Origin of the sequence: Methanolapillus africanus, assembly GCF_032714475.1 — an archaeon.
Classification (GTDB): domain Archaea; phylum Halobacteriota; class Methanosarcinia; order Methanosarcinales; family Methanosarcinaceae; genus Methanolapillus; species Methanolapillus africanus.
Map to the genome: position 1 here is coordinate 1 of NZ_JAWDKD010000029.1, position 12,629 is coordinate 12,629.

A 12,629-nucleotide genomic window follows, 5' to 3' on the forward strand; every position below is an offset into this window, starting at 1 on the left:
GCCATAGCGGCGGGGAAACTCCTGTACCCATACCGAACACAGAAGATAAGCCCGCCGGCGTTCCTTACTGTACTGAAGTGTGCGAGCCTTCGGGAAATCTGGATCGCTGCCAAAGGCCTTTCTTTATTTAATTTTAAACTTTTTCAAATAATTTATTAAATTACATTAGCTACCTTTTTTTGAACAATTATCATGCGATACCCGTGGGTCGGTTTTTAATTGCGAGTTTCATGCGAAATTATCTGCGCATTGTCTTTTTTGGGGGGCGGCGAGCGCAGGTAAGAACACGGGTCGGTTTTTTAAAAGCTTTTTTGAAAAAATGCGGAGCTGCATTCATAAAAATCCTCATGAATTCAATTTCTGAGAAAGGATTTATAATAAATGTGAAATGTAATGCCATAATCCAATTTGAAATAAGGAGTAAAAAGATGATTTATAAAAATTTTCAAGATTTGAAACTGCCCGCCCTTGGTTTTGGCGCCATGCGCTTGCCGGTGCTTGACGGGAATTACGCCAAGATCGATGAAGCGCAAACAACAGAAATGGTCGCTTATGCCATGGAAAACGGCGTCAATTATTTTGATACGGCGTGGGGCTATCACGACGGCCAATCCGAAGTTATGATGGGAAAAATATTGAAAACCTATCCGAGAGAAAGCTATTTCCTGGCGGACAAATTCCCAGGATACGATCTTTCAAATATGGACAAAATCACTTCAATTTTTGAGGAACAGCTCAAACGCTGCGGTGTGGCATATTTCGATTTTTATTTGATTCACAATGTTTGCGAGGCCAACATTGACGCTTATTTGGATGAACACTACGGTATTTTGAAATATTTGCTCAAACAAAAAGAAGCCGGCCGGATCCGGCATCTCGGCTTTTCGGCGCACGGCAGTTACGATGTGATGAAACGTTTCCTTGACGCCTGCGGCGAACATATGGAATTTTGCCAGATTCAGTTGAATTATTTGGATTGGACGTTTCAGGACGCGAAAGCAAAAATGGATTTGTTGAATGAATACCAACTTCCGGTTTGGGTGATGGAACCCTTGCGCGGCGGCCAATTGGCAACGCTTTCCGAAGAAAACACAACCCAATTGAAAGCGCTGCGACCGGAAGAAACAATTCCGGCATGGGCGTTCCGGTTCCTCCAGTCCGTTCCAAACATCACACTCGTGTTGGCCGGTTCATCCAATTTTGAACAACTGCAGGAAAACATTCACACATTTGAAACTGAAAAACCGTTGACGGCCCAAGAGTTCGAGACTTTGTTGACCATGGCCGGCGAAATGGTGAGCAAGACTGTGCTTCCCTGCACCGAATGCCGCTATTGCGTCTCCCACTGCCCCCAAGAACTCGATATTCCAAACCTGCTTTCCCTTTACAATGAACATTGCTTTACCGGCGGCGGCTTCATCGCGCCGATGGCATTGGCGGCGCTGCCGAAAGAAAAACAGCCCGGCGCCTGTACAGCCTGTCAAAGCTGCGAATCCGTTTGTCCGCAGCAGATCAAAATTTCAGAAGCCATGGCTGATTTTTCATCAAAAATGAAATCATAAAACACAAAAGACCATAGAAGAGGTAGCTCATGAGTAAAAATATTCTCATTTAATGAATGAAATTTGAGAATGGAGACAAATTATTTAAAATAACAGTCAGCCAAGGGATTTCAAAATTTCATTCAATCCCGTTTCATTCAAATTCGTATTTGCTAAAACAACTGCTTTCGGATTGATTTGTAAAACGCTTTCCTGAATCATGTCAACAACGTTTGCGTCAACCAAATCAATTTTGTTCAACACGACGACTTCCGACACTTGAATTTGATCAAACGTGACCTTTCGTTTCTCTTTGACATTTTTAAAGAAAGAAGAGGCGTCAATAAATGTGATCAACGGCGCAAAATCGTATTCTTCGCCGCCTTGTTTGGTGGCCGCCAATTTCAATTCTTCGCGAACCACAAGCGGCGATACCGTTTCTTTGGGTTCGATGAACAAAATATCCGGATGCGCCTTGTCAACCAACTGCGCGACCGACGTCGTAATCGCGGCTTTTAGATTGCACGTCACGCAAGCCATCGTCACTTCTTTCGTATCGATATCGTACCCAAAAAGGTCGCCGCCGATATCGACCTCGCCGGCCTCGTTCACCAGAACGGCGACCGTTTTGCCGGCCTCGGCGAAATGTTTGCCCAAGGATTGAATAGCTGTCGATTTCCCGCTGCTGAGAAAACCGCCAATGATTATGATTTTCATCAGAACTCACCGATTATAATTTGTTTTTCTATCATTTAATCTTTTCAGTTTTGTTTTCACCGTATATTTTAAATAAAAGAAAAACCACTAGTACTTCCCTTAAACAAACTTATTTCACGTGCCAACGTGGCAGAGCGGCTATGCGTTCGCCTGCAGAGCGAATATATTTCGGTTCGAATCCGGACGTTGGCTTTTTCTTTTTTAAAAATTAAACCGATGAACTTTGTTTTTGTATTTTTATTGTTTTTTATTTTTGTGATTCTGAATAAATCAATAAAAAAAGCCGGCATCAAAATTGATGCCGGCTTTGTTTTTTCATATGACTTTATTTTTCTTTGGATCGATTTTTCCGTTGTCACCATCGATTTCACATTTTGGGTTGACCCGGGAAGTATTTGTTATACAAATAAATCGCCGGCGTCAAAACCAATGTTAAAAGCGTTGGCAACAAAACCCACCAATCGCTCAGATGACAGTAGTATTGATAGAACCAGGCCGCTGAAACCACAGCCGCCAGAATCATAACCAACAAAACAATCCACCACTTGTTGTCAAGACCAGCTTTGTCCATGCTGATGATCGGCCGTTTGAATTTCTTGACCAAAAAGCCGGCTTGAACGATCATTAAAACCGCCAGCAGCGCATACAGCCACCACCAGTGGAAAACCTTACAGGCGCCGGCATCCGGATCGTTCGGAATCGTCAGCGTGTAAACGCCGCCGTTGTTAGTCAACTTATATCCGTCGACCGGCTGAAGGGTTAAATCTTCATTGACCGTGACTTTAATACCGCCGTCAACCGGTTTGTATCCGCTCGGCGCCTGCGTTTCATAGATGGTGTACGTGGTGCCGTGCGTCAGATAAATCCGCTCAGTATGGCCGGATCGGTTGGTTTTGTAAATCATTTGCGGGGTGAACGAATTGCCGTCCCGGTCCCGAATTTCAAACGTCGCCGACAGTTTTTTGGACGTATTGGTACTGTCCACTTTTTCCAAAATCAACTCGGCGCCCGAACCGCTGTTTTCATAACCTTTTGTTTGGACGGTTGTGTTGTTGATGGTGGCATTTCCGCCGCCGCCCCCGCCCCCGCCGCCACCGGCCGGAACCGTCACCGTTGCGGTGGCAGATCTGAGAATTCCGGCGGCAGCGTCATCATAATCGTTTGTCGAATCATCTTTGATAACCGCCATATTACTGTACGTTTTCACATCGGAACCGTAGCTGACGTTGTAATAGAATGTTGCCGAGTTTCCGGAATTTAAAGTTAAGATACCGCCGGAATATTGCCCGCCGACTCTTTGGGCGGATGCGTTTTCCAGCAAATTGTTCGTGCTTTTGTCCAGATAAACGGTTGCCGCATCTGTTCCGTCAATTTGGTCTGCAACACGGTCCAGATCTGCTTGACCGGCCATTTTGTTTATGACCGTCACTTTGTAATAAGCCGTCCCACCGCCTTTCGGCAGATCCAGATTTTTCACCCAAGTTGAATTGTCGCGGCTGACCTCTTTTTTGATAAAAAGACCGGTTGAAAGCGTTGGCGTATTAAACGGAACGTATCCGATCTTTTGGGTCACACCGATTCCCGAATAAACAACGGTCGAGTTCGGAGAATCGAGGTGGTGCGGTGCAACATAACCGGCATAGCTCTTGTTGTCCCAGCCGACATGTAAATGGTCGCCGGCCGGAATAGTATTGCTGTTTGAGTCCAATTTGGGTGTAATTTTGTACTTAATCACATATTGGGCGGATTCAGAAGTCAGAGAATCTGTCGGTGAATACGGCGCTTTTCCGAAATTGATGGAGATATTGCCATCCAAGAAATCAACATCTGATCCGACTTTGTAATCTGAAAACGTTGTAAGCGAACTGGACCCCAATTTATATTCGATGGTCAGGGAACCCGGAACATAGTCAAACAAAGCCGTGTTGATTGTATCATTCACGGTGAAATCATCAATCGGCGCATAGAAATTAAGTGATGATTGGATGGCGTTTCGAATGGCGGTTTGAATGGCTTGAGTATCTGACGTTCCTTGCTCTATTTTGTAAATATAATCAAAGGATGAAACGTTTTCAAAAGATTTTATGACATTCACAGAAGGGGTACCGTTTGTTTCGCTCATTTGGATACCAACGACATAAATCACTGCATTTCCCTTGGCCGGATCTTTAATAGCGTCAGCAACCTTTTCACACGCCTCGTGAGCATATTGAATATCAGACGGATGAGCCGCCTCGCCGATATAACCGGTAACATTTTTGATATTTCCAAAATTGGCCGGATCAATGATTTTGTGGTTGATATTATGTAGAGCGGACCCGGATTCAGAAACTTGTTTTGAATCATCGTCGATATAAAAACGATTGGCATCGCCGTCTGTTATTAAAACCACAACACGATGATTCTGGCTGCTGCTTGGAAACTTCGTCGAATCATTTAACATTTCATAAGCCGCTTTCAATCCGGACTGCGTGTTGGTATCACGAGCCAGCGGAAGCGCATCCACCGAGTCATTGAATTTTTTAAGTACGTCACTCGGATTGCCAGAATCAGCAACCATGGAATAGTTAACTTTATAGTAGGTGTAATCGCTTTCAAAAATTGTAAATTCCGTTTGAGAAGGATCGGCGCTAACTCCTGCCAAAATCGACTGGTTAATCGCTTGATATGTCAAATTGCTTGAACCACCCGGATAGATGCCGGAATCATCCACAAAATTTGTACCTGCGTATTGGTTAGGAAAAGTATTTGGCGCGTAGAGCAACGAAGCATTAAATTGAAGACCGCCGCTTTCAAGAGGAATAAAAACGTCTCTGCTATATGGAATAATGGTCACCGTTGAATTCTTATTGGCTGTCCATATTTCGTTAGATGCATTTTTAATTGCGGATTGAGCTAATTCCAGCCTTGTTTTTCCATCAATTGCATTTTCGGCCTTTGCCATGCTGTTTGTGACATCATAAACAAAAATAAAATCAATTGCAGGAGGAGGATAATAGACAAACTCAGCCGGCTTAACATCCAATGTTAATGTGACTTCTGATTCCAGCTGACCGCCATGATCGGCAAGATCGGTCGCATCTTTATTGATAACGACCAAATTTTCCAAATCATAATTGTGATTTGGAGCGGTATAATTTCCATTATCTTTAACGGTAATGATACCCGAACTGACCGGCCCGTTCAAATCATACCCACCAATCGCTGTTGGATTTTGAGTTCCGGGCCCTTGTTCCAAACAAGCCGCCGACGTCATTCCCGTGTTATGTCCATCGACAACAATTTGAACGCTTGCCGCCGCCACCGGCGTCAACAATAAAATCAAAATAAAAAGCAAAGACAACCCTTTCTTGAAAAAATTCATCTTCCCAACTCATAATATTTTTGAAACTGCCATGAAAATATAGACCAGTTGAATAAAATTATATTTTCCGTATATTTTATGATAATAACCCCATATAGATATATAAATCTTAAGATTTAATAATATTATAACAGATCGAAAATAACATTGTAAGCGGATGGCTTCAGAGAGGAAAAAATAATAAAAAAATAGAAAATCTTTACAGAATAACAAATTGAAAAGAAAAGGTAAGATATAACAAATAAAAACGATTTGAAAAATACGAAACACAAAACCAAAAAAGAATTAAAGATTGATTAAAGGTCCGAATCGTTGCCGTCTTTCAGCCGCCAAACGAAATCGCCGCCGGAAAGATACTTTTCAACAATTCCTTTTTCTTCAAAAGTCTTCAGCCGCGGCATCACTTTCGCGGGCGCGTAACCGGTTTCATGGCAAATATCGGCGGCCGTCATGCCGTCTTTCAAGAGCCGGAACAAGATGTCCAAATCAATGTTATCCTGTGACAACTGCGTTGCGTAGTGAATAAAAGAATTCATCAGCCTGTTTTTCCGGACGTCCAGCTCTTTCTGCCGGAAAGACAGCTCCCGCTGCTCTTCTAAAACAGCGTCAATATCGCGCTGAACCTGATGAATCTGAGAGAGGAAAAAACCCTCCCGGCTTTTGAGCAAGTCGTCCGCCCCTTTCTCAAAAATCTCCGAATCGCCTGTTGTTTTGAAAATATATTCAGGCTCGGCACCCGAATGTTCATTTTCAATTTTGGTTCCGTTTTCAATTCCGGAATCCTTTAAAATGTCCGTGCTGTCCGCATCAAAAAATTCTCCCGGATAAACCGGTGTGGGAAAAGAGGATTCCAAGAAAATGACCGGCGTCGACGCGAGCATCGGAATGCGCGGCGTCCGCTTCAAATAACGGCGGCGCTGAATTCTTTGGCTCGGATTGTTGAACGCCACGGACAAAGAATACGTCGGCTCGCTCGGCATTTCAAAATCCGACCGGCTGACTTGAACGGAATAAGAATAAGGAGACACGAAAACTTCAAGGCGCATGCTGCGCGAAATATTGTAATACTTGCGGCGCTGGCTATCCACGCTGCTTTCAATCAGGCCGGCTTCTTCCAAAAGATTGAGATGGCCGAGAACCGCTTTGGGCGCCACGCCGATCCGGCCGGTGATTTCATTCACATAAAACGGACGGTCGGCGAGAAGCGCTAAAATTTTACGCCGGTTCTCATTGCCCAAAAGGTCCAAAACCTCGGACGGATCCATTTTCTCTGCCTCCTGTTTATGAATGAAATGATGAATAAAAAATAGATAATTAATAGATAATAACAGATGATAGTAGATAACCTGTTGCTGTTACTCTTTCTGTTCTTTGGGCGTATGCTGTTCCACCGCAACGCCCGCCTCGTTAAAGAATCCCATGGAATTCGGATCCGGATACGAATTTAAGAAGACGACGCGTTTGATGCCGGCATTGATAATCATTTTCGTGCACAAAATACACGGCTGGTGCGTGCAGTAAAGCGTTGCGCCCGACGTCGGAATCCCGTGAAGCGCCGCCTGAATGATCGCGTTTTGTTCGGCGTGAACCGCCCGGCACTTCTCATGCATGGTTCCGGACGGAATATTTTGCTCGGCCCGAAGACATCCGATGTCTAAACAGTGAGATAAACCACGTGGTGCGCCGTTGTATCCGGTTGTCAAAATATGGTTGTCCCGAACGATCACAGCTCCCACGCGGTTTCTCAAACACGTCGACCTTTTGGCGACCGTTTGGGAAATTTCAACATAATAATCATCAATGGAAAGCCTTTCTGTCATGAATAGACAAATAGAGGACAATATATATAAGTTTCATCTGAAGACAAAACAAAGGCAATCCCGCAAAAAATCTAAAAAAAGAAACTCTAAAAAATTAAATTATCCGGTTAAAAAAATGAAAAAACAATAACGAAAAGTAGAAATAAGATTAACAAATAGAAAATCAAAACCTTTCAAAAAAATAATGTCCGTCGACTCGGTCTTTTTCATCAAAGTTTCCCCGGTCCGCAAAAAGCCGGAAACCGCAATTGAAAATGATACGTGAAAGTTGAAAAAAGCCGGCGAAAGCTCAGAAGATTAAGACAGAATAAAAAATTAATCTGAAGAAGGCAAGATATATGGCGCTCGAACTCTACAACTACCTTCATCCGTTTGTGGAAAAAACGGACAACAAGAAATTAATCGCCATACCGCTGGCGGTTTTAGCACTGGCAATTATTATCATTCTTTTTACAACCGTCAAAACCGGATATCCGGTGGCTCTTGGGATGGACTTCGTGGGCGGCACTCAGTTTTCATTCACCACAAGCCTTTCCGAATCTCAAATTGAAGAAATGTTCTCGGATTATCCGTTGGACGAAGTCCGGACCAGCGGCAACCGCATGATCGTTCAATTCGGACAGATGGCGGACGAAGACCTTGAAAATATTGAAAAGCTGATATATGGTAATTCGGCGTTTTCAAACGTTGAAGAAAAGCAGGTGGCGCCGGTTTACAGCGAGCAGCTTCAGAAAACCGCCTTTTTGGCCATTATTTTATCATTCATCGGCATGGCCGTCGTCGTCACCATTCTGTTCCGAAAAGTTGTTCCGGCCGGCGCCGTCATTATATCCGCCGTTTCCGACATCCTGGTCCCGGTGGCATTCATGGACCTGTTCGGCATTGAACTGACGCTCGGAACGGTTGCCGCTCTTTTGATGCTCATCGGCTATTCGGTCGACAGCGATATTTTGCTGACCAACAAAGTGCTCAAACGCTCCGGAAACCTCAACGACAAAATATCAAGCGCCATGCGGACCGGCCTTTTAATGACATCGACGACCGCAGCCGCCTTTTTGGTCATGTATTTGGTGTCCACGTACCTGCACTACATTGTCCCAAGCGTCCCGCCGATTCCGCTTCTCTCTCAAATTTCACTCATCGTTCTGGTCGGACTGGTGATTGATATCTTCAACACCTGGTTCTTAAACGTCGGTATCCTTCGGGCTTATTTGACCAAAGGCAAGTCCGGCCACCACTACGGCGGCAGCGGCGGAACAAAGCCCAAAGCCGATGCGGTCAGCAAAGCTGAAACCAAAAACACAAGCAGCAATACCAAAAACAGCAATAACAATAACAACAACAATAACAACAACAATCCCAAATCCGGAAAACCAAAATCGAAAGCAAACGGAGGGAAAAACGCATGATTGAAGAAAAAAAGGAAACGCCGCTTTATAAGAATTATAAAGTCATTTTATTGATTCTCGGCCTTCTCATTTCAATTGCTGCGATCGGACCCTGGTATTCCGCCGACGAAGGATTTTACACTCGAATCAGCTATGGGCTCGATATTGAAGGTGGCTCCTGGATTCAATTAAAATTAGACGGCGCCGTCGCCAGCGTTGACGCCAATCCCGAAAACATCGTCTCCAAGATGCTTGAAAACGAATATCCGAACGGTCTCGTCATCGTCGGCTCCAATTTTGATTCGAGCGGAAACGGATCCGTGACATTTACAACAACAGATCCGGTCAATGAAACGCGTCTTGATTACCTCTTCGGAAACGCCACCGTCAAGCAGCGGGGCGCGGACACCGAAGTGACGATTACGGCGTCCAAAGTTTCTTTCATCACCTCCTATCTGTCAACGGCCTACGGCGCCGAAGTGATTCCGTACGCAATTCGCGGCGCCAACGGATACGAATGGGAAATCCGAAAAGCCACAAGTATGGAAGAGTTGACGACGATTATGTCCGCCGCCAACGGAACCATTTTAAAGGACGCGTCCGGAAACCCGTTGTACCGGGACGGAACCACCAAAGAAACCATGCAGACGACCATTGACGTTCTCAACAACAAACTCGGCAACGGTCTCGGCATCAAAGATCTACCGATTCAAGCGGTCGGCGACGAATACATTTTGATTGACTTTGCCGGCGTCGATTTGGCGGAAGCGCGTAAATTGGTCGAAACCCCCGGTAAATTTGAAATCCGGATTCAAGTGGACGCCAACGAAACCGCGCACATCTTGTACGGCGACAGCGTCGTGAGCGTGAACCCGGTCGGTCAAACGCAAGGCGGCCAATGGTATGTGCCGTTCACCTTAAATGAACAGGGCGCTATGGCGCTTCAGCAAGCCGCCATCAAAGCCGGCGCCACCACCGACCCGAACAGCCACAATTTGATCATGCTGCTCGACGACGAAGTGATTTACAGCGCGCCCCTCAGCAGCAGTGCCGCCGCTCAATTGAGAACAGGCCCGATTTATTCCTGGCAGGCGACAACGTCGACGTACGAAGAAGCGAAAGAACTCCAAATTCACCTGCGCGCCGGCGCCCTCCCGGTGAACGTTGAAATCATCGGTTCCGGACAAGTAGACGCCGCCCTTGGCAGCGGATTCTTAAAAGGCGCGATCATCACCGCCTTCTTTGCGATGATCGCCGTGGCGCTTTTGATTTTCAACAAATACCGCCGCCCCGAAATCGTCATTCCGATGGTCGGAACGTCCGTTGCGGAAGTCGTCATGCTTCTCGGATTTGCCGCGCTGGTCGGACAAGAACTGGACTTAGCGTCCATCGCCGGTATCATTGCCGTGATCGGAACAGGCGTCGACCACTTGGTCATCATCACGGAAGAAGTCGTCCATCAGGGAAAAACGCCATCTGAAAAGGTTTATTCTGCCCGTATCGGAAAGGCGTTCATGATCATCTTCGGCGCCGCCGCAACAACCGTTGTTGCCATGACGCCCTTGGTGTTCTTAGGATTCGGCGCCCTGAAAGGATTTGCCGTCGTGACGATCGTCGGTGTTCTCATCGGCGTTTTGATTGCCCGCCCGGCCTACTCCGCCATCCTGAAATATATTTTGACCAAAAAAGGATTGGTGGACGAAGACCTGTCGGAGTAAATTGACTGAACAGATTGCCGGAAAACTCCGGTAATCTTATCAGGTAATCTATAATTAGAAGGCAAACATTCAGTTGAGAACAACATTTTAACAATCAATTGTGAATACAAAAACGAAAAAAGGATGGAAAAGAATGACGGAAAAAGATGTTTGGACACTGAAATACCGCCCAACGGCTTTGGAAGACATTCTCGGAAACCGGCAAACCGTCGCCACGCTGAAAAGTTTGGCGGCGTCCGGATCCCTGCCGCACCTGATCTTATTCGGTCCCGAAAACGCCGGAAAGATGACGGCGGCGCTCGCCCTTTCCAAGGAACTTTACGGGGAAAGCAGCGAACAGAATTTCACGTATTTTAACGCGTCCGACTTTTTTGAGCAGGGAAAGAATTATTTGGTCCGCGACCCGCGCTTTTACCGGATTCTCGGAACAGACGACCCGAAAAAGATTCAAAGAAGCGTCATTACAATTTTTAAAGATATTATCAACGAATATGCAGGCATCGCGCCGATTGACGCGGATTACAAGATCATTTGCATTGATTCGGCCGAATCGCTGACAATGGACGCTCAACATGCGCTGCGCCGGATTATGGAAAAGTATTCCAAAACCTGCCGGTTTATTCTCTCTACCAAAAGCGTCTCTAAACTCATCGCGCCGCTTCGTTCCCGCTGTGTGACGCTCTTTTTCAAATATCCGAATCCGGAAGATTTGGCGGATTATCTGAAAAGTATTGCCGAAAAGGAAAACGTTTCCGTAACGGACGATATTTTCATTGAAATTTCCGAACTGACGAACGGCAATGTGTCCAAATCTCTGGAACTTTTGCAGGCCGGCCTCATCGAAGCCGACGAGATGAACACGCCGCTGACGTCCGGAATGATTAAAATGCAGATGCAGCTGGAAGAAGAAACGGCTTTTAAAGAACTCTTGGACGCCGCCCAAACGGAGAAAGATTTCCTCAAAATCCGCGAAAAATTAGACGCGCTCCTCATCGACGTCGGCTATTCCGGCTCGGAAATATTGGAGCAGATCGCCTGTGTGATCGATGAAAACGAAAAAGATGAAAAGACGGCCGCCCGAAAGATTTTGGCGGTGGCGGACTGCGACAGCCGGCTGATGAACGCTCAAAATGAACGGATCCAATTGGAAAATCTGCTGGCGAATTTTGATTGATTAGTTTTTGTGATTTCATCTTTTCTTTTTTTATAATTTTTTGTTTTATCTTATTCTCAGTTTTTCTTCATATTCCCTTCTTTTTCATTTCATTTTTTTCTTGGCGGCAGCTGCGCGCGCGTTATCGCATTCATTTTTTACAAATTCGAGAAGAGCGGGAGCCCATTTTTATGAAATGAAGAAAAGGGTGGATCATTTAAAATAAAATAATTTGAAAAGAAAGGGATGCTAAAAATACAATTCAACGCCAAAATAATCAGAAAATAAGTCTGAAGAAGTATTTGGAATATAAATTCCAAATACTTCGAGGTTTTAAATAGGTGTTTAGTTTGGAAAGCTTAAAACAGAGGTTTTAATCTTTCAATTCCATTGTATCCGTTTTTTGATGCTTAAATGCTGTAACGTTTTTTTGTTCAAGCATTCGTTTTTAGCAGGGCAATCTAATAGTCATAACCTTATTTAATGTATCGTCCCTTTATTTCATACCTTAGTTTAAAAATTATCGTTAAACAAGAAAACAAAAAGATAATTGTAAAATGATAATTCAATTATAATCATCGAATAAAATAAATAAAAAAAGCATGCGACCTGAATGATCTGCCGTTAACATGAAAAATTAAAAATCATCAAACGGGAAAAATGTAAAAATAAGGTGTTTAAACGGAAATATGGTTTAAAAAAAATAAAATTAAAATGAAATATGGTTTAAACGAAAATAAGATTAAAACCTGCATTCAACGGAGAAATGCATAATTCCGAAAAATAGAAGTGGGTGTTTACCTTCCTATTTTTGCCCAAAGGAAGTAACACCCGTGAACCAAACCATCTCCGAGTATAAAAAATATAGTCATCTCACATTGAATGAACGCATTCGAATTGAAACCTTTTCAAGACTTGGTGTCAGCCA

8 protein-coding genes, 1 tRNA gene and 1 rRNA gene are annotated in these 12,629 nt (G+C 44.5%); 6 read left to right on the forward strand and 4 right to left on the reverse strand.

Annotated elements, in window-relative coordinates; all coding sequences use genetic code 11:
- Positions 1-115 (forward strand): 5S ribosomal RNA (gene rrf / locus MsAg5_RS09125); the annotation flags it as partial.
- A gap of 313 nt (positions 116-428) precedes the next feature.
- Complete coding sequence (locus MsAg5_RS09130) at positions 429-1,562, forward strand: aldo/keto reductase (RefSeq protein WP_338100325.1); 1,134 nt, start codon at positions 429-431, stop codon at positions 1,560-1,562.
- 96 nt (positions 1,563-1,658) lie between these two features.
- Here MsAg5_RS09130 and MsAg5_RS09135 read toward each other — a convergent pair whose 3' ends face one another.
- Complete coding sequence (locus MsAg5_RS09135; RefSeq protein ID WP_338100326.1) at positions 1,659-2,258, reverse strand: GTP-binding protein; 600 nt, start codon at positions 2,256-2,258, stop codon at positions 1,659-1,661.
- Between the two features lie 120 nt (positions 2,259-2,378).
- Between MsAg5_RS09135 and MsAg5_RS09140 the strand changes: the two genes are divergently transcribed.
- A tRNA-Cys gene (locus tag MsAg5_RS09140) sits at positions 2,379-2,450 on the forward strand.
- A gap of 175 nt (positions 2,451-2,625) precedes the next feature.
- On the opposite strand, the gene MsAg5_RS09145 is transcribed toward MsAg5_RS09140, so the two are convergent.
- The 3 genes from MsAg5_RS09145 to MsAg5_RS09155 all read right to left on the reverse strand — a co-directional run bounded on the left by MsAg5_RS09145 (position 2,626) and on the right by MsAg5_RS09155 (position 7,442).
- Positions 2,626-5,583: a SpaA isopeptide-forming pilin-related protein gene (locus MsAg5_RS09145; protein ID WP_338100327.1), complete on the reverse strand. Its 2,958-nt coding sequence runs from the start codon at positions 5,581-5,583 to the stop codon at positions 2,626-2,628.
- 335 nt (positions 5,584-5,918) lie between these two features.
- A complete protein-coding gene (locus MsAg5_RS09150; protein WP_338100328.1) occupies positions 5,919-6,887 on the reverse strand; it encodes an ArsR family transcriptional regulator in 969 nt (322 codons plus the stop codon).
- A gap of 90 nt (positions 6,888-6,977) precedes the next feature.
- Complete coding sequence (locus MsAg5_RS09155) at positions 6,978-7,442, reverse strand: deoxycytidylate deaminase (protein WP_338100329.1); 465 nt, start codon at positions 7,440-7,442, stop codon at positions 6,978-6,980.
- Positions 7,443-7,780: 338 nt separating this feature from the next.
- Between MsAg5_RS09155 and MsAg5_RS09160 the strand changes: the two genes are divergently transcribed.
- From MsAg5_RS09160 to MsAg5_RS09170, 3 genes are all read left to right on the forward strand, one after another.
- On the forward strand, positions 7,781-8,851 hold the full coding sequence (locus MsAg5_RS09160) for a protein translocase subunit SecF (protein WP_338100330.1): 1,071 nt from the start codon (positions 7,781-7,783) through the stop codon (positions 8,849-8,851).
- Positions 8,848-10,548, forward strand: a complete 1,701-nt coding sequence (locus tag MsAg5_RS09165; protein ID WP_338100331.1) for a preprotein translocase subunit SecD — start codon at positions 8,848-8,850, stop codon at positions 10,546-10,548. Before MsAg5_RS09160 ends, MsAg5_RS09165 begins: the two co-directional genes overlap by 4 nt.
- A 133-nt stretch (positions 10,549-10,681) precedes the next feature.
- Positions 10,682-11,722 (forward strand): AAA family ATPase, encoded by a 1,041-nt coding sequence (locus tag MsAg5_RS09170; RefSeq protein WP_338100332.1) that lies wholly within the window; start codon positions 10,682-10,684, stop codon positions 11,720-11,722.
- The last annotated feature ends 907 nt before the right edge of the window (positions 11,723-12,629 follow it).